The sequence below is a fragment of the Microvirga aerilata genome, assembly GCF_016743775.1.
Classification (GTDB): domain Bacteria; phylum Pseudomonadota; class Alphaproteobacteria; order Rhizobiales; family Beijerinckiaceae; genus Microvirga; species Microvirga aerilata.
Genome location: NZ_JAEQMY010000013.1, coordinates 90,071 through 113,276, shown reverse-complemented (window position 1 = coordinate 113,276; position 23,206 = coordinate 90,071). Strand labels below are relative to the sequence as shown.

22 protein-coding genes are annotated in these 23,206 nt (G+C 65.8%); 12 read left to right on the top strand and 10 right to left on the bottom strand.

The features are described from left to right. A complete protein-coding gene (locus JKG68_RS11615; RefSeq protein ID WP_246515339.1) occupies window positions 1-1,635 on the top strand; it encodes an ABC transporter ATP-binding protein in 1,635 nt (544 codons plus the stop codon). Between the two features lie 41 nt (window positions 1,636-1,676). Next, window positions 1,677-3,251, top strand: a complete 1,575-nt coding sequence (gene ligD, locus JKG68_RS11610) for a non-homologous end-joining DNA ligase (RefSeq protein WP_202059447.1) — start codon at window positions 1,677-1,679, stop codon at window positions 3,249-3,251. Window positions 3,252-3,254: 3 nt separating this feature from the next. Here ligD and JKG68_RS11605 read toward each other — a convergent pair whose 3' ends face one another. Next, the gene (locus tag JKG68_RS11605; RefSeq protein ID WP_202059445.1) at window positions 3,255-3,890 is read right to left on the bottom strand and encodes a glutathione S-transferase family protein; all 636 of its coding nucleotides are present in this window, start codon (window positions 3,888-3,890) and stop codon (window positions 3,255-3,257) included. Between the two features lie 140 nt (window positions 3,891-4,030). Here JKG68_RS11605 and JKG68_RS11600 point away from each other — a divergent pair, with 140 nt between their 5' ends. After that, window positions 4,031-4,858, top strand: a complete 828-nt coding sequence (locus tag JKG68_RS11600) for a polyphosphate kinase 2 family protein (protein WP_246515337.1) — start codon at window positions 4,031-4,033, stop codon at window positions 4,856-4,858. 12 nt (window positions 4,859-4,870) lie between these two features. Here JKG68_RS11600 and JKG68_RS11595 read toward each other — a convergent pair whose 3' ends face one another. Beyond that, window positions 4,871-5,923, bottom strand: coding sequence for a YdcF family protein (locus JKG68_RS11595; protein ID WP_202059443.1), 1,053 nt, complete (start codon window positions 5,921-5,923; stop codon window positions 4,871-4,873). A 176-nt stretch (window positions 5,924-6,099) separates the two neighbouring features. Between JKG68_RS11595 and JKG68_RS11590 the strand changes: the two genes are divergently transcribed. Further along, window positions 6,100-6,936 (top strand): universal stress protein, encoded by an 837-nt coding sequence (locus tag JKG68_RS11590; protein WP_202059441.1) that lies wholly within the window; start codon window positions 6,100-6,102, stop codon window positions 6,934-6,936. A gap of 19 nt (window positions 6,937-6,955) precedes the next feature. Continuing rightward, window positions 6,956-7,870, top strand: coding sequence for an SMP-30/gluconolactonase/LRE family protein (locus JKG68_RS11585; protein WP_202059439.1), 915 nt, complete (start codon window positions 6,956-6,958; stop codon window positions 7,868-7,870). Window positions 7,871-8,130: 260 nt separating this feature from the next. Here the strand turns inward: JKG68_RS11585 and JKG68_RS11580 are convergent, their stop codons facing one another. After that, on the bottom strand, window positions 8,131-8,586 hold the full coding sequence (locus JKG68_RS11580) for a PaaI family thioesterase (protein WP_202059437.1): 456 nt from the start codon (window positions 8,584-8,586) through the stop codon (window positions 8,131-8,133). Window positions 8,587-8,668: 82 nt separating this feature from the next. On the opposite strand from JKG68_RS11580, the gene JKG68_RS11575 reads away from it, so the two are divergent. The 7 genes from JKG68_RS11575 to greA all read left to right on the top strand — a co-directional run bounded on the left by JKG68_RS11575 (window position 8,669) and on the right by greA (window position 15,072). Beyond that, window positions 8,669-9,604 (top strand): DMT family transporter, encoded by a 936-nt coding sequence (locus JKG68_RS11575; protein ID WP_202059435.1) that lies wholly within the window; start codon window positions 8,669-8,671, stop codon window positions 9,602-9,604. 106 nt (window positions 9,605-9,710) lie between these two features. Further along, entirely contained in the window at window positions 9,711-10,901 is a 1,191-nt protein-coding gene (locus tag JKG68_RS11570; protein WP_202059433.1) for a substrate-binding domain-containing protein, read from the top strand. A 17-nt stretch (window positions 10,902-10,918) separates the two neighbouring features. Beyond that, window positions 10,919-11,689: an ABC transporter ATP-binding protein gene (locus JKG68_RS11565; protein ID WP_202059431.1), complete on the top strand. Its 771-nt coding sequence runs from the start codon at window positions 10,919-10,921 to the stop codon at window positions 11,687-11,689. Beyond that, on the top strand, window positions 11,682-12,407 hold the full coding sequence (locus JKG68_RS11560; RefSeq protein WP_202059429.1) for an ABC transporter ATP-binding protein: 726 nt from the start codon (window positions 11,682-11,684) through the stop codon (window positions 12,405-12,407). The genes JKG68_RS11565 and JKG68_RS11560 overlap by 8 nt, the downstream gene beginning before the upstream one ends. Then, window positions 12,404-13,426, top strand: coding sequence for a branched-chain amino acid ABC transporter permease (locus tag JKG68_RS11555; RefSeq protein ID WP_202059427.1), 1,023 nt, complete (start codon window positions 12,404-12,406; stop codon window positions 13,424-13,426). The genes JKG68_RS11560 and JKG68_RS11555 overlap by 4 nt, the downstream gene beginning before the upstream one ends. Then, a complete protein-coding gene (locus JKG68_RS11550; RefSeq protein ID WP_246515335.1) occupies window positions 13,423-14,541 on the top strand; it encodes a branched-chain amino acid ABC transporter permease in 1,119 nt (372 codons plus the stop codon). The genes JKG68_RS11555 and JKG68_RS11550 overlap by 4 nt, the downstream gene beginning before the upstream one ends. Before the next feature lie 63 nt (window positions 14,542-14,604). Then, window positions 14,605-15,072 (top strand): transcription elongation factor GreA, encoded by a 468-nt coding sequence (gene greA / locus JKG68_RS11545; protein WP_202059426.1) that lies wholly within the window; start codon window positions 14,605-14,607, stop codon window positions 15,070-15,072. A 10-nt stretch (window positions 15,073-15,082) separates the two neighbouring features. On the opposite strand, the gene JKG68_RS11540 is transcribed toward greA, so the two are convergent. From JKG68_RS11540 to JKG68_RS11510, 7 genes are all read right to left on the bottom strand, one after another. Further along, window positions 15,083-15,526 carry a RidA family protein gene (locus JKG68_RS11540; RefSeq protein WP_202059424.1) on the bottom strand — a complete coding sequence of 148 codons (444 nt, stop codon included), beginning with the start codon at window positions 15,524-15,526 and terminating at the stop codon, window positions 15,083-15,085. Then, complete coding sequence (locus tag JKG68_RS11535) at window positions 15,523-16,719, bottom strand: acyl-CoA dehydrogenase family protein (protein WP_202059422.1); 1,197 nt, start codon at window positions 16,717-16,719, stop codon at window positions 15,523-15,525. Before JKG68_RS11535 ends, JKG68_RS11540 begins: the two co-directional genes overlap by 4 nt. A gap of 1 nt (window position 16,720) precedes the next feature. Then, complete coding sequence (locus JKG68_RS11530; RefSeq protein WP_202059420.1) at window positions 16,721-17,557, bottom strand: enoyl-CoA hydratase family protein; 837 nt, start codon at window positions 17,555-17,557, stop codon at window positions 16,721-16,723. Continuing rightward, the gene (locus JKG68_RS11525) at window positions 17,554-18,063 is read right to left on the bottom strand and encodes a MarR family winged helix-turn-helix transcriptional regulator (protein WP_202059418.1); all 510 of its coding nucleotides are present in this window, start codon (window positions 18,061-18,063) and stop codon (window positions 17,554-17,556) included. Before JKG68_RS11525 ends, JKG68_RS11530 begins: the two co-directional genes overlap by 4 nt. A 1-nt stretch (window position 18,064) precedes the next feature. Continuing rightward, on the bottom strand, window positions 18,065-18,832 hold the full coding sequence (locus tag JKG68_RS11520) for an SDR family NAD(P)-dependent oxidoreductase (protein ID WP_202059416.1): 768 nt from the start codon (window positions 18,830-18,832) through the stop codon (window positions 18,065-18,067). A gap of 1 nt (window position 18,833) precedes the next feature. Continuing rightward, the gene (locus JKG68_RS11515) at window positions 18,834-21,188 is read right to left on the bottom strand and encodes a bifunctional salicylyl-CoA 5-hydroxylase/oxidoreductase (RefSeq protein ID WP_202059414.1); all 2,355 of its coding nucleotides are present in this window, start codon (window positions 21,186-21,188) and stop codon (window positions 18,834-18,836) included. Window positions 21,189-21,280: 92 nt separating this feature from the next. After that, window positions 21,281-22,942, bottom strand: a complete 1,662-nt coding sequence (locus JKG68_RS11510; protein WP_202059412.1) for a benzoate-CoA ligase family protein — start codon at window positions 22,940-22,942, stop codon at window positions 21,281-21,283. Between the last annotated feature and the right edge of the window lie 264 nt (window positions 22,943-23,206).

Genomic DNA, 23,206 nt, shown 5'->3' with positions numbered 1-23,206 from the left:
ATGGCCGAACCTGTTCTCTCGGTCCGAAACCTCGATGTCCGTTTCCGCACCGGCGACGGCATTCTTCACGCGGTAAAGGGCATCGATCTCGATATCAATCCGGGTGAGACCGTTGCCATCGTGGGCGAGTCCGGGTCGGGCAAAAGCCAGACCATGATGTCCGTGATGGGCCTGCTCGCCTCGAACGGCTGGGCCGAGGGCTCGGTCAAGTACAGGGGCGAGGAGCTGGTCGGCCTCTCGCCCGGCACGCTCAACCGCTATCGCGGCTCCAAGCTCACCATGATCTTCCAGGAGCCCATGACCTCGCTGGATCCGCTCTACCGGATCGGCGACCAGCTCGCCTTACCGCTGACCACCCATGGCGGCTTGAGCAAAAGCGCGGCGCGCAAGCGCGCCATCGAGCTTCTGGAGCTGGTTCGCATCCCGGATCCGGCCCGCCGCATCGATGCCTATCCGCATGAGATGTCAGGCGGCCAGCGCCAGCGCGTGATGATCGCCATGGCGCTCGCCAACAACCCGGACGTGCTCATCGCCGACGAGCCGACGACGGCGCTCGACGTGACGGTGCAGGCCCGCATCCTGGAGCTGCTGGCGGATCTCCAGAAGCGCCTCGGCATGTCCATCGTGTTCATCACCCACGACCTCGGCGTCGTGCGCCGCTTCGCCGACCGCACTTACGTGATGAAGCGCGGCGAGGTCGTCGAAAGCGGCCGCACGGAGGATCTCTTCGCGGCCCCGAAGCATCCCTATACGCAGATGCTGATCGACGCCGAGCCGACCGGGCGCAAGGAGCCTGTTGCGGCCAATGCCCCGGTGGTGCTCGAGGCCAAGAACATCGGGGTTCAGTTCAGCCTGGAAAAAAGCTTCTTCGGCAAGACCACCCATGTGCTTCGCGCCGTCGACGACGTGAGCCTGACCGTGCGCGCCGGGGAGACGGTGGGTGTCGTGGGCGAGTCCGGCTCCGGCAAGTCGACGCTGGGCCGCGCCATCCTGCGGCTGCAGCCGGCCTCCGGTCTCGTGCGCTTCGAAGATCGCAATCTCATGCCCCTCGACCGGGGCGGCATGCGTCCCTTGAGGCGCCACCTTCAGCTTGTGTTCCAGGATCCTTTCGGCTCGCTCTCGCCCCGCATGACGGCGGGCGAGATCGTGACGGAGGGGCTTCTCGTTCACGAGCCGGGCATCTCCCGCAAGGAGCGGGACCGGCGCGCCGCCCAGGCCTTCGAGGAGGTGCGGCTGGATCCGGCCTGGCGCAACCGCTTCCCGCACGAATTCTCGGGCGGGCAGCGCCAGCGCATCGCCATTGCCCGCGCGATCATCCTGCATCCGAAGCTCGTCGTTCTCGACGAGCCGACCTCGGCTCTCGACCGTTCGGTCCAGAAGGAAGTGGTGGAACTGCTGCGTGACCTCCAGAAGGCCCACGGATTGGCCTACGTGTTCATCAGCCACGACCTTGCGGTGGTACGCGCCCTCTCGGACGAGATCATGGTGATGAAGAGCGGCAAGGTGGTGGAGCGCGGCAACGCCGAACAGATCTTCGACAATCCGCGGGAGGAATATACCCGCGATCTGATCGCCGCCGCCTTCCTGACCGAGCGCGGCATCGTCGAGCCGAGGACCGAGCCCCTCGCCGGATAGGCTTGGAACCAGACTGCCGGGCGCGGATTTGACTCCGCGCCATGGCAAAGCTCGCAGCCTATCGCGCCAAGCGCGACTTCACCAAAACCTCCGAGCCGGCGGGCAATGCGGCCCGGCGGCAGGGATCGTCCTTCGTCGTCCAGAAGCACGACGCCTCGCGGCTGCACTATGATTTCCGGCTCGAGCTCGACGGCGTCCTGAAGAGCTGGGCGGTGTCGAAGGGCCCGAGCCTCGTCAAGGGCGAGAAGCGCCTTGCGGTCCATGTGGAGGATCACCCGCTCGACTACGGGGATTTCGAAGGGTCCATTCCCGAAGGTCAGTATGGCGGCGGCACGGTCCTGCTCTGGGATCGCGGAACCTGGGAACCGGAAGGCGACCCTAACGAGGGGTATGAGAAAGGACGCCTCACCTTTCGCCTGAACGGCGAGAAGCTGCAGGGCACCTGGCATCTGGTCCGCATGGCGAAGCGCCCGCGTGAGCGCCAGGAATCCTGGCTGCTGATCAAGGCCGAGGATGGTTTTGCGCGCTCTGAGGACGCCCCCGATATTCTTGAAGAAGCGCCCCTCTCGGTGAAGACCGGCCGGTCCCTGGAGGAGATTGCACCGGGTCGTGCCGGCAAGAGCCCGGCCAAGAAGAGCCCGGCCAAGCAGGCCGCGCCTGCGAAGACGAAAAGCCCGGCTCAACCGTCCTCAGCCGCCAAGGACAAGAAAGCCAGCGGGATCGCAGTGGCGGGCGTGCCCCTCACCCATCCGGAGCGCGTGCTGTGGGAGGATCAGGGCGTCACCAAGCAGGAGCTGGCCGCGTTCTATGCCGGCATTGCCGACTGGCTTCTGCCGCATCTGGTCAACCGCCCGCTGACCCTGATGCGCTGCCCTGGAGGGGCGCTGAAGAAATGCTTCATCCAGCGCCATTCCTGGGCCGGCATGAGCGATCTCATCCACCGCAGCATGGTGAGCGACGGCGAAGGCGAGCAGGAGGTCCTGTCCGTCCGCGACATCCGGGGCGTCGTCGCCCTCGTGCAGGCCGGCGTTCTGGAAATGCATGTCTGGGGCGCGACCCTGGCCGATCTGGAACGTCCCGACCGCCTCATCTTCGATTTCGACCCCGGCGAAGGGGTGGAGTGGCCGCGCGTCGTTGAGGGAGCGCTGGCCGCTCGCGAGCGCCTGAAGGCGATGGGGCTGGAAAGCTTCGTGAAGACCACAGGCGGCAAGGGCCTGCATGTTGTCGTGCCCTTGAAGCCGAAAGCGCCATGGAAGGACGCGCTCTCCTTCACCCGGGAGATCGCCGAGGCCATGGCGGGGGACGAGCCGGAGCGCTACACGACCACCTCCGTCAAGCAGGAGCGCGAGGGGCGGATCTTCATCGATTACCTGCGCAACAACCGGGAGGCGTCAGCCGTCGCGCCCTACTCGACCCGCTCCAGACCCGGCGCGCCGGTGGCGACGCCCTTGGCGTGGGAGGAGTTGTCAAACAGCATCAAGCCGAACGGCTTTACCGTAGAAAACCTGAGCAAGCGTCTCAGCACGCTCAAGCAGGATCCTTGGACGGGGATTGGAAACGTCGATCAGGTGCTCCCCGAGCGCGGGACTTCGAAGAAGCCGGCACGCAAGCGGTAGGCTTCAGAAGATGGGGGCCTTGAGTCCTTCCGCGTCGAGCGCCGCCTGCACGGCGGGACGCGCCAGCACCCGCTCGGCCAAGGCATTCAGGTTCGGGATGCTGCGCGGCGGGCGCGGCATGCCCCTGCCCCAGCGGATCAGCATGAACAGCAGGAGATCGGCCGCGGAAAAGCGGCTGCCCAGAAGCCATGTCCTGTCGCCGAGCTGTTTGGAGATCACGTCGAACATGCGGTTGAGGCGCTCCCCGGCCGCCTGCTTGACAGCCGGTGCCGCGGCCTCGTCGGCGACGTGCTCATGGGGATAGAACCAGGCGCGATATTCCGCCTGCGGGGTGTTCGTGAGGTGGATCATCCACTTGTAGAACTCGGCCCGCTCCGCTGTGCCGACGGCCGGGGCAAGGCCGGCCTGCGGGAATTTGTCGGCCAGATGCAGCGCGATGGCGGCGGTCTCGAACAGAACGAGATCGCCGTCGACCAGCACCGGAATGCGTCCGTTGGGGTTGAGCTTCAGGTACTCGGCGCTCCTCTGGGCGTTCTGCCCCCGGTCTACGAGGCGCAGCTCGAACTCCTGACCGATTTCCCGCAGCATCATGTGCGGCAGAAGGCTGGCGTTGCCGGGGAAGTAGTAGAGCGCGAGCATCGTTATCGCCTTTCGACTTTTGACGGACCATCGTTGGTAAGAGCCTTCCGACAAACCGTAAAGGGGCTACCGGCAACCATCCCAACCTTCCTTTCATGCCGGCCCGCCCTATCGTTCTGAGACGAACAGGGAGGCCGGAGATGATGACGGAGCAGGCGCAGGCTTTGATCGACAAGCTTCAGGTCAGGCCCGGGGAGAAGGCGAGGCTTCGGGACCGCGATCCACGCGACAAATCCCTCTTCGGCGACCAGGAGCAGACAAAAGCGGAGACGGCGGCCATCGCCAAGGATATCGACGCCCTCCAGGACCGTCTTTATGCGGAAGGATCCCGGGCGCTCCTCGTGATTCTCCAAGGCACGGACACCTCGGGCAAGGACGGCACGATTCGCAGCGTGTTCAACGCGACGGGCCCCTTGGGCGTCTCGGTCCACGCATTCGGGCCGCCCACGAAACTGGAGCTGGAGCACGATTACCTCTGGCGCGTTCATGCCGCCTGCCCCCGGCGCGGCACGATCGGCATCTTCAACCGCTCCCATTACGAGGACGTTCTGATCGGCAAGGTGCGGAAATTCGCGCCGGAAGCGGCCATCGAGCAGCGCTACGAGCAGATCAACGCCTTCGAAAAGATGTTGGTTGAGAACGGCACGACCATCCTCAAGTTCATGCTGCACATCTCTAAGGATGAGCAGAAGGAGCGCCTTCAGGCCCGCCTCGACGATCCCACGAAGAACTGGAAATTCAACCCGGGCGATCTCGACGACAGGGAGCACTGGGACGACTACCAGGAAGCTTATGAGACGATGCTCAACCGCTGCTCGACCGAGTGGGCGCCCTGGCACGTCGTCCCGGCGGACCGGAAATGGGTTCGCAACGCGGCCATCGCCGCCATCGTCAAGGGAACGCTTGAAGCGATGGACCCGCAATATCCGGAAGTCTCCTGGAAACCGGGAGACTTCACGGTTGCATGAAGCGAAGCCGCGCTACTGCTGAAGTCCCGGATAGGCCCAGAGCCCCGAGACGCGCATGAGGTCGCGGTAGACCACCATCCTCTCGTCCTTGGAGACCTTCACGGCTTCCTCCAGCGAGGGCGCATCCAGGGCAACCACCGGCAGGATGGGCGCGGAGAGGTCGTATTGCCGGAAGGCATCCTCGAGCAGCGTGCGGGCCCGCCGCATATGGCTGGAGCTCGTCACCAGGATGACCGCATCGGCGGTGTGGCGCTTCAGGAGATTGGCCACGTTCAGCACGTTGCCCACCGTGTCCTTCGACTTGTCCTCGATCAGGATGCGGTCCCGGTCGATGCCGCGTTCGACCAGCCACTTGGTCATCACGTCGCCCTCGGTGACGCCGGCCTGAGGCTGCCCGCCGGTGACCATGATCCGGGCCGTCGGGTTGGCATTGGCCGCTTTAAGCGCCACGTCGAGGCGGTCGAGGAGCGGCTTTTCGGCGGTGCCGTCCTTGGCAAGCGCATAGCCCAGGGTGACGATCATCACCCGGCCGGGAACCGTCGGCACCTCCGTGTTGGGGCGCTCCGCCATGATGGCCTCCGCCCGGGCAAAGCGCTGGCGATAGGCCTCCGCCCGCCCCCGGTCGAGGCCGGCGAGAGCCTGATCGGCCAACGACGCCTCGTCCGTCCGGCCCTCGATGCGGGCCAAGGCGGCGAGCCAGGCCTGCGCGTCGAAGGAGGCCGGGTGCTTTGCCAGAATGTCCTCATAGGTGGCGCGGGCGCCGGCGAGGTTCTTCTGGAGGATCTGGGACGAGGCGACGGCGAACCGGAAGTCCAGGCGCTCCGGCGCCAGGGACGATGCCTCGGCGAACGCCTTTTCGACCACGTCGTAGCGGCCGTGCAGGGTGATTCCCTTGAACACCTCCGCTTCCGCCTTTTTCACGTCACCGCCCGACCAGTAATACTGCATGCCGGTATCGACGAGCGTCTTGATCCGGCCCGTGTTGCCCGGGTCGAAGGCGCTGGCCGTAAAGGGCGCACACAAGGCCAGCGCGGCGGCTGCGCCAACAATCGCGATCTTCCGCATATCGAACGTCTCCATCAGTTGCCCGGGCATTCAAGCTGAAGCGGGCGACAATCGCATGTCAATCCACCGGAGGCTTGCCCGAACAGGTGAACTCTCGGATGGAAGTGAACTTTCGGATAGAAGTGAACTTTCGGATAGACTTGCCGACGGGGCGATTAAGCGCGACAATAATCCTCATGAAAAGCATTCTTGTCCCGATTGAAGATCACGGCGTCGTGGAGCCTCAGCTGGAGGCCGCCCTCCAGCTCGGCCGGGTGTTCGACAGCTATATCGAGGGGATTGCGATCACCCCCGATTATCCGGTGGTTCTCCCGGTGGATATCGCCATCGGGGTTCCGTCCCCCATCACTCCGGAAAACCGCATCGAGATGGCCCGCGCCTGCCGCGAGCGCTTCGAGGCCTTCATGACCATGAAGCAGGTTTCGCGCTCCACCGCGGGCGTGACCGGGCTGAGCTCCGGCTGGCGGCAGGACGGCCTGATGGAGGACGCTTTCCTGGGGGCCTACGGGCGGGTGTTCGATCTCGTGGTGGTTGGACGGCCCGATGGATCGAACGGCCAGACGCGCCTCTCCACCGTCGAGGCGGCCCTGTTCGAAACCGGCCGCCCCGTTCTGATCGCTCCCACCACCGCGCCCCGCACCCTTGGCGAGACCGTGGTGATTGCCTGGAACCGGAGCACGGAAACGGCCCGCGCGGTGCTGGGATCGATGCCCCTTCTCAGGAAGGCGCGCCGCATCGTGGTACTCGAGCTCGACGACTGGGGCGTTCCCGGACCGTCCGGATCGGAGCTCGCCCGCTCCTTGCGGATGCACGACCTGTCGGCAGAGGCGATCACCGCGCCCGACCCCTCCAACCGGCCTGGAGAGACGATTCTCAAGGAGGCCGCCGCTCTCGGCTGCGACCTGCTGGTGAAGGGGGCCTACACCCAGAGCCGCCTGAGGCAGATGTTCTTCGGGGGCGCCACAAGCCATATCCTGAGCAACACGACCATGCCCGTTCTGATGGCTCACTGACCGGGAGCACCGACCCATCATGTTCAGGGATGTTGCCGTTGTTCTCGATGAGCGCTTCCAGCGCCTGTTCGTTGGATCGGCCCGCCTGGAAAAGCTGACGGAAGGGTGCCGCTGGGCGGAAGGACCGGCCTATTTCCCGGCCGGGCGCTACTTGGTCTGGAGCGACATCCCGAACGACCGCATGATGCGCTTCGACGAGACGTCGAACGCCGTCAGCGTCTTTCGCCATCCGGCAGGCTTTTCCAACGGCAACACGGTGGACCGGCAGGGCCGCCTCGTCACCTGCGAGCACGGCAACCGCCGCGTGACCCGCACCGAGCATGACGGCACCGTCACGGTGCTCGCCAGCCGCTACCAGGGCAAGCGCCTCAACAGCCCCAACGACGTGGTGGTACGATCCGACGGGTCGATCTGGTTCACGGACCCCGCCTACGGGATCGATTCCGACTACGAGGGGCACAAGGCGGACAGCGAGATCGGCGGCTGCCATGTCTACCGCATCGATCCCCAGACAGGCGAGATCCGCATCGCCGCCGACGATTTCGTGCGACCGAACGGGCTCGCCTTTTCGCCCGACGAAACGCGTCTTTATGTGGCCGATACCGGCGCTACCCATGTGAAGGACGGACCGCGCCATATTCGCGTTTTCGATGTCAATGAAACCGGCGATCTGTCCGGCGGGGAGGTGTTCGCCACCTGCACCCATGGCCTGTTCGACGGGTTCAGGCTCGACGAGGAGGGTCGGATCTGGACCAGCGCCGGAGACGGGGTCCACTGCTACCACAGCGACGGCACCCTGATCGGCAAGATCCTGGTGCCCGAAGGGGTCGCCAACGTGGTGTTCGGCGGGCCGAAGCGCAACCGGCTTTATATCTGCGCCACCACATCCCTGTATTCGATCATGCTGCCGGTGAACGGCGCCAAGACGTTTTGAGGCATCGGATCGTGCGGGGTCGCTCCCGTCCGGAGAAGAAAATCCATGGCGCTCGGCGCGTGAGCGGATCCCCTTCCCTCGCCTGCGGCTCGCCGGGGATGACACCGGAGCGCTAATCTTGTGGCGCTGACCTCTCTGTCATTCCCGGCCGGAAGCGGCAGAGCCGCTGGAGGGGAAGGGAATCCACACCCACACGCTCGGCGCATGGATCCCCTTACTCTCGCTGACGCTCGCCGGGGATGGCAGCGCGGCGTGTGCCTCTAATCACTCACACCGCCGCGTCCCTGCACGGTCATGAGAGTGGCGGTCAGCAGGGCGATGTGCTTCTCCTGCCCCTCATGAATGGCGAACACGTCGGTTTGTGCAAGGGTGAGCGTCCTTCCCGCCTTGACGACCTTGCCCCGTGCCACGATGCGCTCGCCGATGCCGGGCGCCAGAAGGTTGATCTTGAACTCGGTGGTCAGGACCCCGGCGTCGGGCGGCATCAGGGTCAGGGCCGCATAGCCGGCAGCGGAATCGGCAATGCTGGCCAGCGCCCCCGCATGCACGAAGCCGTGCTGCTGCGACACGGCCGCAGAGGTGGGCAGCGAGATCTCCACCTGACCCGGAGAAACGCGAATCAGGGATGCCCCCAGCGTCGTCATCAATCCCTGGCGCGCAAAGCTCGCCTGCACTCGTGTCGCGTAGTCGGGATTCTTCGGGGCGGGTCCGCTCATGGTGGTTCCTCGGATGCGTTTCAGCCAAGTCAGCCCTGAAAAGCCTTGGAATCAAGACCGTTTTCCCTCATTGATCCCGCCCATGAGTGATCCTGCATCGTCCTCCGCGCAGAAAGTGCGCTCAGGCGCGCTTGTCGGCATCGGCCTGATGCTGCTCGGCGTCTTTATGTTTGCCATGAACGACGTCATGGGAAAGTGGCTTGTGGCCACCTATTCCGTCGGGCAGGTTCTGCTCCTGCGCAGCGTCTCGGCGCTCGCCGTGCTCCTGCCCCTCATGCGCCGGCAGAAGGTGCCCTTCGCGATTCCGCCCCAGCCGGGGCTTCATGCGGTGCGGATCGTCCTTTCGACGCTGGAGGTCGCCTGCTTCTACTGGGCCGTCACCTATCTGCCGCTGGCGGATGTGATGACCTATTACCTCGCCGGCCCGATCTATGTGGCGGCCTTCGCGGCCTTCTGGCTCGGCGAGAAGATCGACAAGCCTCGCATCATCGCCATCGGCCTCGGCTTCGTGGGCGTCCTGATCGCCCTGCGCCCGTCGACCGCCACCCTGTCCCTACCGGCCCTCATCGCGCTGGCGGGCAGCCTCTTCTACTCGCTGCTCATGATCACCACCCGCAAGCTGCGGGAGACGCACGATGCCACGCTGGTCCTCGGCCAGATCCTCGGCGCGCTGATCTTCGGCCTCGTTGCCGCACCGCTGGCCTGGGTCACGCCCGGGCCGCTCGACCTGGCGGGCCTCTTCCTGCTCGGCATCGTGTCCATGGTGGCGCATGTATGCGTCAACCGCTCCCTGAAGCTTGCTCCCGCCTCCGTGGTGGCGCCGTACCAGTACACCCTGATCGTGTGGGCCATCGTGCTGGGCTATCTGGCGTTCGGCGATGTCGTCGGGTTCTGGACGCTCGTGGGCGCCGCCGTCATCTGCGGCGCGGGGCTGGCTCTCCTGCTCCTGGAGCGCGAGGCCGCGCGCCGCGGGCGCGAGGCTAAGGACATCGAGAAGCCCGTCCTGCCGGAGGCATAGGCGGCCTCGGCAGGCTCATTCTTTTTGACGAGGGATGGTCCGTGAGTCGCGCTTGACATGCTGCACTGCGAAGCCGTCAATGGCGCAATAAAACACGGGGAGTTCGATGCGCCTGAAGCTCAAAATCGCTGCCGCTACGGCAGGAATTTTCTTTGCCTCCGCGGCCTTTGCGCAAGACATCAAGATCGCTCTGATCGCCGGCAAGACCGGGCCGCTCGAGGCTTACGCCAAGCAGACCGAAACCGGCTTCATGATGGGCCTGGAATACGTCACCAAGGGCACCATGGCGGTGAGCGGCCGCAAGATCAGCGTGATCGTGAAGGACGACCAGCTCAAGGCGGATCTGGCCAAGACGCTGCTGGAGCAGGCCTACAACGACGACAAGGTGGACCTCGCCGTCGGCACCTCCTCCTCGGCTGCGGCGCTCGCCATGCTGCCGGTGGCCGAAGAAAACGAGAAGGTTCTGATCGTGGAGCCGGCGGTGGCCGACGCGATCACCGGAGACAAGTGGAACCGCTTCATCTTCCGCACCGCCCGCAACTCGACGCAGGACGCCTATGGCGCAGCAGCGGCCATTCCGGCGAGCGGCGATGTTTCCATCGCGACGCTGGCGCAGGACTATGCCTTCGGCCGTGACGGCGTGGGGGCCCTCAAGAGCGCGCTCGCCCAGATCCGCCCGAATGCGAAGGTGGTGTTCGAGGAATACGCTCCGCAGAACGCCACGGACTTCACCGCCTCCGCCCAGCGCATCTTCGACGCGCTCAAGGACAAGCCGGGCAAGAAGATCATCAACATCATCTGGGCCGGCCAGCATCCGCTGCCGAAGATCGCAGACCTGAAGCCCGAGCGCTTCGGCATCGAGATCGCGCCCGGCGGCAACATCCTGCCGGCCATGCAGATCTACAAGAACTATCCCGGCATGGAAGGCGCCGTGTACTACTACTATGCCTTCCCGAAGAACCCGATGAACGACTGGTTCGTCGCCGAGCACCAGAAGCGCTTCAACGCACCGCCGGACTTCTTCACCGCAGGCGGCTTCGCTGCGGCGTCCGCCGCCGTCACGGCGATCCAGAAAGCCGGAGGCACGGACACCGAGAAGCTGATCGCCGCCATGGAAGGCATGACTTTCGAGACGCCGAAAGGCCCCATGACCTTCCGCAAGGAGGATCACCAGGCCCTGCAGGAGATGTATCACTTCAAGGTCAAGGCCAGCGGCAAGGATGCGAACGACCTGCTCGATCTCGTTGCCACCATCCCGGCCGACAAGATGCCGATCCCGGTTCGCAACAAGCGTTAAGCAGACCTGTGACATCCTTGGCAACGACAACGCCCGCGCTTGAAACGCGCGGGCTTACCATTCGTTTCGGCGGCCATGTGGCGGTCAATGACGTGTCGTGCCGGTTCACTCCCGGCACGCTCACGGCGATCGTCGGCCCGAACGGCGCCGGCAAAACCACCTATTTCAATCTCATCTCCGGGCAGCTGCGCGCCTCGTCCGGGCAGGTGATCGTCGAGGGCGAGGACATCACGGGCCTCGCCCCCTCCGCCCGGACCCGGCGCGGCCTCGGTCGCGCCTTCCAGCTCACCAATCTCTTCCCGCAGCTGACCGCCCTGGAGAATGTGCGCCTCGCCGTTCAAAGCCGGGCCGATGCGGGCTGGTCGCTCTCCCGGGTGTGGAACACCCGCCGGGACCTGATCGAGAAGGCGGAATCCGTGCTGGAGCGCGTGCGCCTTGCGGACAAGCGCCATGTGGCGCCCAAAGCCCTCTCGCACGGCGACCAGCGCAAGCTCGAAGTGGCGCTTCTCATCGCCATGGAGCCCAAGGTCTTCATGTTCGACGAGCCCACCGCCGGCATGAGCGTCGACGAGGTGCCGACGGTGCTCGAGCTCATTCACGACATCAAGCAGCGTAGCGACGCCACCGTGCTTCTCGTGGAGCACAAGATGGACGTGGTGCGCTCGCTGTCCGACCGGATCATCGTGCTGCACAACGGCACCCTCGTGGCCGACGGCGAGTCCGCCGCGGTCATCGCCTCGCCTGTGGTGCAGGAAGCCTATCTGGGCGTGGAGGTCACCCGTGACTGAGCCCCTCCTGCACTTGCGCGACGTGCACACGCATATCGGCCCTTATCACATCCTCCACGGCGTCGATCTTGCGATTCCCCAGGGCGAGCTGACCGTGCTGCTCGGCCGCAACGGGGCCGGCAAGACCACGACGCTGCGCACCATCATGGGCCTGTGGCAGGCCTCCTCCGGCCAGATCCGCTTCGACGGCCGCGACATCACGGCGGCTTCCACGCCCGACATCGCGCGCTCCGGCATCGCCTATGTGCCGGAGGCCATGGGCATCTTCACGGATCTGACCGTGCGCGAGAACATCGTGCTCGCCGCCCGCAGCGGCCCGGTGGACAAGGCCCGGCTCGATTGGATGCTGGGGCTCTTCCCGGCTCTGAAGCGCTTCTGGAACCTGCCGGCCGGCAATCTCTCGGGCGGGCAGAAGCAGATGCTCGCCATTGCGCGCGCCATCTCCGAACCGCGCCGCCTCCTGCTCATCGACGAGCCCACCAAGGGCCTCGCGCCCGTGATGGTGCGCAGCATGATCGAGGCCTTCAAGGCGCTGAAGGCCGCGGGCGAGACGATCCTGCTGGTGGAGCAGAACTTCCATGCCGCCTCGGCGCTCGGCGACAACGTCGCGGTCATGGACGACGGACGCATCGTGCATTCAGGCCGCATGAGCGAACTGGTGGCGGACAAGACCCTGCAACAGCGCCTGCTCGGCCTCTCCCTGGATGCCCACCAATGAGTGACATGGCTGCCCCATCCACCGCGCCGGACGAACTGCCGCGTGCGAAAACCGATTGGCTCCCCCTTCTGCTGATCCCGGCCCTTGGCCTGCTGACGCTGCCCTTCGTCGGCAGCCCCTCGACCTGGGTCACGCTCACCGTGGCGGGCCTTGCCATGGGCATGATGATTTTTCTCATGGCCTCGGGGCTCACCCTGGTGTTCGGCCTGATGGACATCATCAACTTCGGGCATGGGGTGTTCATCTCGCTCGGAGCCTACGCCACCCTCATCGTCCTCGGTCCCCTGTCCGGCTGGGCGCAGGCGGATTCCCTTGGGCTGAACCTGGCCCTGCTGGCGCTGTGCATCCTGGCCGCCATGGCGGTCACGGGGGTGGTGGGCGCGGTGTTCGAGCGGGTGATCGTGCGCCCGGTCTATGGCAGCCACCTGAAGCAGATCCTGGTCACCATGGGCGGCCTGATCGTGGCCGAGCAGGCGATCCACGCCATTTGGGGCGCCTCGCCCATCCCGATCCCGCTGCCGCAATCCCTGCGCGGCGCCTTCGTGCTCGGCGACATCGTCATGGAGCGCTACCGCGTGGTCGCCGTCGCCATCGGGCTCGTGGTGTTCATCGGCATGCAGCTCCTGCTCAACCGCACCCGGATCGGCCTCCTGATCCGGGCCGGCGTCGAGAACCCGGAGATGGTCGAGGCGCTGGGCTACCGCATCCGCCGCCTCTTCGTCAGCGTGTTCGTGGCGGGCTCCGCGCTTGCGGGCCTAGGGGGCGTCATGTGGGCCTTCTACCGCCAGACGCTCACCGCCGGCATGGGCATGGAGGTGATGGTGCTGGTGTTCATCGTGATCATCATCGGCGGCCTCGGCTCGGTCGGCGGCTGCTTCGTCGGCTCCATCCTGGTGGCGCTTGTCGCCAACTATGTGGGCTTCATCGAGCCCAAGCTGGCGCTGATCTCCAACATCCTCGTCATGGCCCTCGTGCTGATCTGGCGTCCCCAAGGCCTCTTTCCGGTAGCCCGTCGATGAGCTCATCCCCTGCCCTCGCCCTTCCCTTCGACGAGACCCGCCGCCGTGGCGGGATCATGAGCCGGGTGCTGTCCTCGGATCTGCCGCGCTCCAAGGCCCTCACGGTCATCCTGCTCGGGATCCTGCTGCTGCTGGCCGCCACGCCGTTCCTGTTCTCCGGCAGCCAGCCGGTGAGCACGGCGGCGAAGATCTGCGTGTTCATCGTCCTGGTGGCGAGCTACGACCTGCTGCTCGGCTATTCGGGCATCGTGTCCTTTGCCCACACCATGTTCTTCGGCATCGGCGGCTACGGCATCGCCATCGCCCTCGAGCGCCTGGGAGCGACCTGGGGCTCGGTGCTGATCGGATTGGCGGCGGCCCTGGCGCTGTCGGCCTTTCTGGCCGTTGCCATCGGGCTCCTGTCCTTGAGGGTTCGGGCGATCTTCTTTTCCATGATCACCCTTGCGGTGGCGTCCGCCGCGGCCGTTCTGGCCTCGCAGCTGTCAAACGTCACGGGCGGCGAGGACGGGCTGTCGTTCCAGCTGCCGCAGGCGCTTCGCCCGGCCTTCCGGCTCCTGTCCGAGCCGGTTTTCGGCACCGCCGTCAACGGCCGCCTGCTGGCCTATTATCTGGTCTTCTTCGTCTCGCTGCTCGTCTTCTTAGGGCTGCTGCGCATCGTGAACTCGCCCTTTGGGCGCGTCCTGCAGGCGATCCGCGAGAACGAGTTCAGGGCCGAGGCCTTGGGCTACCGGGTGGTGGCCTACCGCACGGCCGCCTCCGTGATCTCGGCGCTCGCCGCCACCATCGCCGGCGCCCTCATGGCGCTCTGGCTGCGCTACAACGGGCCGGACACGACGCTGTCCTTCTCGATCATGATCGACATCCTGCTCATGGTGGTGATTGGCGGCATGGGCACCATGTACGGGGCCGTGATCGGCGCGGCCCTCTTCGTCCTCGCGCAAAGCTATCTCCAGGTGCTGATGGGCGCCGGAAGCGCGGCGCTGGCCGGGATCCCGCTTCTTCCCAACCTGATCCATCCGGACCGCTGGCTCCTCTGGCTCGGCGCCCTGTTCATCATCAGCGTCTATGCCTTTCCGGGCGGCATCGTCGGCCGCCTGCGGCAAGCCAGGCAATAGGGACGCCGCGGGAAACTTAGCCGATTGCCGTTCGTTTCCTCCTGAAGAGCGGAGGAAGCGTCAATGAGCCGTGCCTTTGTTCGCGAAGCCGAAGGCGGAGAGGCCTTCGAAGACCTGCCCGACCGGGCGATCAGCCCGCACCATCTCGTCACGCCCGAGGGCCTCGCCCAGATGGACGCGGCCATCGAGACCCTGCAGCAGCGCCTGACCGACGCCCAGGCCGCAGGCGACAAGGCCGAGGTGGCGCGCCTTTCCCGCGACCTGCGCTACTGGTCCGCCCGCCGGGTCTCGGCGGAGGTCGTGCCGCCGCCCACGGACACGGCCCATGTGCGCTTCGGTGCCCGCGTGACCTTCGAGCGCGAGGACGGACGCCGGCAATCCTACCGGATCGTCGGCGAGGACGAGGCCGATCCGGCCAAGGGCAGCCTGTCCTACGTCTCGCCCCTGGCGCAGGCCCTCATGGGCAAGGAGGTCGGCGATGTGGTGCCTGTCGGGCAGACCACCGCCGAAATCGTCGAGATCGGTGTTTGAGGAGATGCCTCTACCGCGCGGCTGGAACGATGGCAGTCGCCTCGATCTCGAGCCGGGCGGCCTTCTCCACGAGGCGCACCACCTGAACGAGCGCCATCGCCGGATAATGGGTGCCGAACACCTCCCGGTAGGCGCGGCCCAACTCGCGCAGATTGGCCAAGTACTCCTCGATATCGACCACGTACCAGGTCAGGCGCACGAGGTGCCGGGGCTCGGCTCCCCCCTCCGCCAGAATGGCCCGAATGTTCTCGAGAACCTGGCGGGCCTGCGCCACGAAGCCGTCGGCGAAAGCGCCCGTCTCATCCCAGCCGACGATCCCGCCGGTGACAAGAACCCTGCCCTCGCCCATCATGCCGTTGGCATAGCCCTTGGGGACGGGCCAATGCTTCGGATTGAGCACTTCAGGCCCGTCGTCGAGACCGGGCATGGGCGTGCCCCCTAGAGCGGCTGTCATTGCTGTTCCTCCGTTCGCTGACGGGCCTCGTGCATCTTCAGGAGTTCGCGCGCGATCACGATCTTCTGGACCTCGGTGGCTCCCTCATAGATGCGCAGGGCCCGGATCTCTCGATAGAGCTCCTCGACCTTCACGCCCTTGGTGACGCCAAGTCCCCCGAAGATCTGCACAGCCTTGTCGATCACCCCTTGGGCGGATTCCGTCGCATTCATCTTGGCCATGGCGGCCTCACGGGTCACCCGCGCCGCGCCCTGATCCTTGGTCCAGGCGGCGCGATAGACGAGGAGCGCGGAGCTGTCCACGCCGGTTGCCATGTCGGCCAAGGCGGCCTGCGTCATCTGCAGCTCGCCAAGGGGCGCTCCGAAGAGCTTGCGTGAGGATGCATGCCGCAAGGCCTCCGAGAGTGCGCGCCGGGCAAGGCCGAGCGCGGCTGCCCCCACGGTCGAGCGAAAGACGTCGAGGGTCGCCATGGCAACCTTGAATCCCTCCCCCGGCCCGCCGATGCGCTGTGCCAGCGGCACGCGGCAGCCCTCGAAGCGCAAGGTTGCAAGCGGATGAGGCGCGATCACGTCGATGCGGTTCTCAACGCTCAGGCCCGGCGTTTCGGCATCCACCACATAGGCCGACAATCCCTTCGCGCCGGGGGCTTCGCCCGAGCGCGCGAACACCACGTAGTGATCCGCGATCCCGCCATTGGAGATCCAGGTCTTCACCCCGTCGATTCTCACGTGGTCCGGCCCGTCCGGCACCGCCGTGGTGCTCATGGCGGCAACGTCCGAACCCGCCTCCGGCTCGGAGAGCGCGAAGGCCGCGATGGCTTCGCCGCGCGCGACTGGCGGCAGATACTGCGCCTTCATCGCGTCGGACCCGAACAGGGTGATCGGCCCCGTGCCGAGGCCCTGCATGGCGAAGGCGAAATCCGCCAACCCGTCCTGGAAAGCCAGCGTCTCGCGCGCAAGGCACAGGGTGCGCACGTCGAAGGCCGACGTGAGGCCGCCATAGGCCTGCGGCACCACGGCCTTGAGCCACCCGCCTTCTCCCAAGGACCGCACGAGGCGGCGGCAGGATTCATCCACGTCGTGATGATCGACGAGGGGCTTGACCGACGAGGCCGCCCATTCACGCAGACCATGGGCGAACTGCCGGTGCCTTTCCTCGAAGAAGGGCCAGGAGAGGAAACTCGCGTCGATCACGTCAATCTCCCTGGAATACCGGCTTCTCTTTGGCCGCGAATGCCCGGTAGGCCCGGGCGAAATCCTCCGTGGTCATGCACAGGGCCTGCGCCACGGCCTCGGCCTCGATGGCCTCCTCGACCGACATGGCCCATTCCATCGCGAGCATGCGCTTCGTCATGGTGTTGGCATAGGTGGGTCCGGTGCCGATCGCCTGCGCCAGGGTTCCGGCTTCCGCCAGCAGCTCGCCGGCTCCGACGAGGCGGCTGAAGAAGCCCCATCGCTCGCCCTCCTCGGCGCTCATGAAGCGTCCGGTGTAGAGCAGCTCCGAGGCGCGGCCCTGGCCGATGATGCGCGGGAGAATGGCGCAGGCGCCCATATCGCAGCCCGCCAGGCCGACCTTGTTGAACAGGAACGCCACCTTGGCGCCGGGTGCCGCAAGGCGGATGTCGGACGCCATGGCGATGATGGCGCCCGCGCCCGCGCAGATGCCTTCGACGGCGGCCACGATCGGCTGCGGCGCGGCCCGCATGGCCTTCACCAGCTCGCCCGTCATGCGGGTGAAGGCGGTCAGGCCCTTCGTGTCCATCTCCACCAGGGGGCCGATGATCTCGAACACGTCGCCGCCCGACGAGAAGTTGCCCCCGGCGCCCACGATGACGATGGCCTTGACGGCGTCGTCCTTGGCGCAGGCGTGGAAGAAGTCCGTCAGCTCGCGGTAGCTTTCGAAGGTGAGCGGGTTCTTCTTCTCCGGGCGATTGAGGGTCACCGTCGCAACAGGCCCCTCCACCGACAGACGGAAGTGCTGCGGCTCATAGCCCTGCAGCGGCAGCGTGACGGAATTGGCGAACTGCCTCACTGGCCTTCTCCCATGATGGTGTTGCGTGCCGAAAGCTTGGTCTTGCCGAGAAGGCGCATGAGGTCGGCCCGGTCCTTGCTCGTGAGATCGCTGAACAGGTCGGCGATCCAGAGCTCATGCTCCGCCGCGATGGCGCGAAACTCGGCGCGGCCGCTCTCCGTCAGCCTGATCACCATCGCCCGCCGGTCCAGGGGCGACACGGAGCGGTCCACATGGCCGGAGGTGACGAGACGGTCGACGAGCCCGGTGAGATTGCCGTTCGACACCATCATGCGCTTGGACAGGTCCGACAGGGTCATGCCCTCCGGGGCCTTGTCGAGCTGGGCCATCAGGTCGAACCGGGGCAGCGTGACGTCGAAGCGCTCCCGCAGGCGGCGGCGCACCTCCCCTTCGATCAGGGTGGAGCAGGTGAGAAGCCGCAGCCAGAGGCGCAGCTCCTCCCGGTGATCCTCCGGCATCTCGACGGCCTTCGTCTCGGCGTCGAGCGGAATGCTCTGGTCGTCCATCCTAAATTTCTCCACCGGCCACCACGATGGCCTGGCCCGTCACCGAGCGCGCTCCCTCGCCACAGAGCCAGAGCACCGCGTCCGCAATCTCCGACGGGTCGATGAGCCGTCCCTGCGGGTTGTGCTTCACGAGTTCGCCCAGCGCCTCGTCGCGCGTTCGGCCCGTCTTGGCCATGATCCGTTCGAGGCTCTCTGCCACAAGGTCGGTATCCGTGAAACCCGGGCAGACCGCATTGACGGTGACGCCGGTCTTTGCCGTCTCCAGGGCCAGGGCGCGCGTGAAGCCGATGACCGCATGCTTGGCGGCGCAATAGGCGCTCACATAGGGATAGCCCTTGAGCCCTGCGGTCGAGGCCACGGCGACGATGCGTCCGAACCCCCGCTCCGTCATGGAGCCCAGCACGGCCTGCGCCATGTTGGTGACGCCGAGGAGATTCACGTCCAGCATCTGCCGGAAGACCTCGGGCCCGGATTTCATGAAGGGCGCCGAGGCGGCGGCTCCCGCATTGGCAACCATCAGGTCGATAGGCCCATACCGGCCGACAGCCTCCTGAACGGCCGCCTGCACGGCACGATGATCCGTGACGTCGGCCACGGCGGCCGCATGGGCGTCACCCTCCACGATGGCCTGTTCCAGGCTTGCAGGACTGCGCCCGAGGACCGTGACGGTCGCGCCCGCCTCTACCAGACGCGCCGCGACGGCCCGCCCGATGCCCCGGCCGCCGCCCGTGACCAGCGCGTGCCGCCCCTTGAGAGTTGTCATGGTCATGTCATTCCGCCGCGAGAGGCTTCTCGCCGGCCTCCATCTTCAGCTCGGCCCGGGTCTTGGGCTTGGCCTTCACCTTGAGGTCTTCGAGATCCTGCCGGTCGCGCACCGCGTTGCGGAAGATCTGGTCCTTGCCGGCGAGATATTGCGGCGGGCAGTGAATATCCTTCGCCCCATACCAGGCCGCGGCCTTCATGGTGAAGAACGGATCGACCAGATGCGGGCGTCCGAGCGCCACGAGATCGGCACGGCCCGCGGCAAGGATCGTGTTCACCTGATCGGCCGCCGTGATGTTTCCGACGCACATGGTGGCGACCCGCGCTTCGTTGCGCACCTGGTCCGAGAACGGCGTCTGGAACATGCGCCCGTAGATCGGCCGCGCCTCCCGCACGGTCTGCCCGGTCGACACGTCGACGAGATCGACCCCGTGCTCCGCAAAGGCGCGCGCGATCTCCACCGCCTCTTCGCCGGTGATGCCGCCTTCGGCCCAGTCGGTCGCGGAGATGCGCACCGACATGGGCTTGTGCGCGGGCCAGGCCTCGCGCATGGCGTCAAACACCTCCAGCGGAAACCGCAGCCGGTTCTCAAGCGAGCCGCCATACTGGTCCGTGCGCCGGTTCGTGAGCGGGGAAATGAAGCTCGCAAGCAGGTAGCCGTGGGCGCAGTGCAGTTCGAGCATGTCGAAGCCGGCGCGCTCGCCGCGCTTGGCCGCATCGACGAACTGCGCCTTGATCAGCTCCATATCCTCGCGCGTTGCCTCGCGCGGAACCTTGCTGTCGGGGAAGTACGGGATGGGCGAGGCGGAGCAGATGTCCCAGGCGCCCTCCTCCAGGGGCCGGTCGATGCCCTCCCACATCAGCTTGGTGGCGCCCTTTCGGCCGGAATGGCCGAGCTGCAGGCAGAACTTCGAGCCCGAATTGGCATGAATGAAACTGACGATCCGCTTCCAGGCGGCCTCCTGCTCGTCGTTCCACAGGCCGGTGCAGCCCAGGGTGATGCGGGCCTCCGGCGACACGCATGTCATCTCGGTGAAAACCAGCCCGGCTCCGCCGGTGGCGCGCGCGCCGTAATGGACGAGATGGAAATCGTTCGGCACCCCGTCCTTGGCCGAGTACATGTCCATCGGCGACACCACGACCCGATTGGCGATCTCCATTTCCCGCAGGCGGAAGGGCTGGAACATGGGCGCGCTCGGGATCTCGACTGAGACGTCGAACCCCTGCTGTCTCACCTGACGGGCGAAGGTGCGGTCCACCGCAGCCACGAAGTCGGGCGCGCGCAGGCGCAGGTTGTCGTACGTGATGGCCTTGGCGCGGGTCATGACGCCGAAGGCGAACTGCACCGGGTCGAAGTCCCAGAAGCGGGCCACGTGCTCGAACCACACGAGCGACACGTCCGCCGCATGCTGGGTCTTCTCCACCTCCTCGCGCCGTCCGGTCTCGTAGAGGGACAACGCGCCCTCGACCGTCCCATCGCGGCGGATGGCCTCGTAGAGCGCGATGGCATCCTCCATGGCGAGCTTCGTGCCGGAGCCGATGGAGAAATGCGCCGAGGCCTTGGCGTCGCCCAGGAGCACCTTGTTGCCCATCACCCAGCGCTTGCTCCGGATCATCGGGAAGTTGCGCCAGATCGAGCGGTTGGTGAGGATGCGATGCCCGCCGAGGAACCAGCCGAAGATCCCCTCCATGAGCGCTGCCGACTCGGCCTCGCTCTTGTGGTTCAGCCCCGCCCGCTCGAAGGTTTCCGGATCCGTCTCGAACACCCAGGTGGAGCGGTTCGCCTCATACTGGTAGGCATGGGCGATGAACGGCCCCCACTCGGTTTCCTGGAAGATGAACGTGAAGGCGTCGAGCGGCTTGGTGGAACCCATCCAGGCGAACTTGTTGGGGCGCAGATCCACCTCCGGCTGGAAGTGCTCCGCATAGCGGTCCCGGAAGCGGCTGTTGATGCCGTCGGCCACGACCACGAGGTCGGCATCGGCAAACAGGCTCTCGTCGTCCACATCGACGTCGTAGCGCAGCCGGACGCCGAGTTCCTCCGCCCGGTCCTGGAGAATCATGAGCAGCGTCCGGCGCGAGCAGCCGCAGAATCCGTTGCCGCCGATCCGGTGCTCCGTTCCCCTGAAATGGATCGCGATGTCGTCCCAATAGGCGAACTCGCGCGTGATCCGCTGATAGCTCGGGAGGTCGTATTTCTCGAAATTGTCCAGGGTCGCATCGGAGAACACGACACCGAAGCCGAACGTGTCGTCGGCGCGGTTGCGCTCATAGACCGTGATGTCCGATTCGGGCCTGAGCTTCTTCAGCAGGATCGCGAAATAGAGTCCCGCAGGGCCGCCGCCGATGATCGCCGTTTTCATGACTACCTTACCTGAGAGGCCTGCCTCCCTGAGAGGCTGGATGAATATATTTTAAGCTTAAAGTAATTTTTGTTCAAGCCGTACGACCGCGGTCAAACCGCCTCCCGGACCCCGGCCGCGCCCGCTTGGCTCCGCTCCTCCTGGGCGATGCGGCGCAGCGCAAACCGCTGGAGCTTGCCGGTCTGGGTGCGCGGCAGGGCATCGGCATATTCGATGATGCGCGGATATTTATAGGGAGCGATCTCCGCCTTCACATGGTCCTGAAGAGCCTTCGTCAGCTCCGTGCCCGGCTCATGGCCCGGGCGCAGGACCACATAGGCCTTGACGACCGCGCCCCGTTCGTCGTCGGGAGCCCCGACCACCCCGCATTCCGCGACGGCCGGGTGGGTCAGGAGCGCCGCCTCCACCTCGGGGCCGGCGATGTTGTAGCCCGAGGAGATGATCATGTCGTCGGAGCGGGCCTGGTACCAGAAATATCCTTCCTCATCCATGAGGTAGGTATCACCGGTGATATTCCAGCCATCTTCCACATATTTGCGCTGCCGCTCATCGGCCAGGTAGCGGCACCCGGTCGGCCCGCGGACCGCCAAGCGGCCGATGCTGCCGGGAGGCAGGGTCCGCCCCTCATCGTCCACCACCCGCGCCTCATAACCCGGAACGGGCTTGCCCGTGGCACCGGGCCGGATCTCGTCCTCCCGTGCGGCGATGAAGATGTGCAGCATCTCGGTTGCGCCGATGCCATCCATGAGCTTGATGTTCGTGGCGGCCTTCCAAGCCTCGAATGTGCCCTTCGGCAGGGGCTCGCCGGCCGAGACGCATTTGCGCAAGCTCGAGATGTCGTAACCGTCGAGCTTCGCCAGCATCGCCCTGTAGGCCGTCGGCGCCGTGAAGCAGACCGTGGCCTTGTACTGCATGATCGCCGGCAGAAGATCGTCGGGGCCGGCCTTCTCCAGCAGAACGGTTGAGGCGCCGACCCTCATGGGAAACAGCACGATCCCGCCGAGGCCGAAGGTGAAGGCCAGGGGCGGCGAGCCGATGAAGCGATCGCTCGCCTCGGGCCGCAGCACATTCCCCGCATAGGCATCGCAGATCGCCAGCATGTCACGGTGAAAATGCATGGTGCCTTTCGGCTCGCCTGTCGTGCCCGAGGTAAAGCCGATGAGGCAGACATCGTCTGCCGCCGTGTCGACGGCTGCGAATTCCGGCGAGGCTTCGGCGATCAGTGCCTCCAGACTGTTGGGCTTGCCCGATCCCCAGTACACCACATGCCGCAGATCCGGCGCTATTGCCTTCGCGCGCTCCAGTTCCTCGGCCAGACGGTGATCGCAAAGCGCAATCGTGATCTTTGCCTTCGTCAGGGGATACGCGATTTCCCTGGCACGCAGCAGAGGCATGGTGGCGACGACCACGCCGCCGGCCTTCAGCACCGCCAGGTAAGCGGCCACCATCATGGGATTGTTGGCGGAGCGCAGAAGAACGCGATTGCCGGGCACGAAACCAAGCTTGTGAACCAGCACATTGCAGATTCGATTCACGCGATCCTGGAGCTCGCGGTAGGTGAGCGTCTCGGCCGGGCTGATCAGGCAGGGCTCATCGCCCCTTCCCTCATCAACCCACCGGTCGAGAAACGCCACGGCGCAGTTGAGGCGTTCGGGATACTGCAGCTCCGGGCGCGTGAACAGGAAAGCCGGCCATTGATCCTGGGGCGGCAGGTTATCCCTTGCGAAGCTATCCACATGAGCCGTGTCCGCCATCGTCCGCTCCTCTGTTCTTTGGTTCAGCAAAAGAACTCCGCGTCGTGCATCCCGGCCTGGATTTCGCCGGTCACGCGCCTGTCGTTCCGCCTGTTTTCCCCTGCGAAACATTCCGCTTGAAGAACCTGGAAAATATTTTAATCTTAAAACAATCCTTGGCAATCCCAAAGATTGGGGACGCCGCCGGGCAAGCTCCAACAAAGGGAGTATTCGGCAGAATTTTTTTGCGGCAGAGTATGCCGCCTTTCCCGGCGAGGCGCCTCA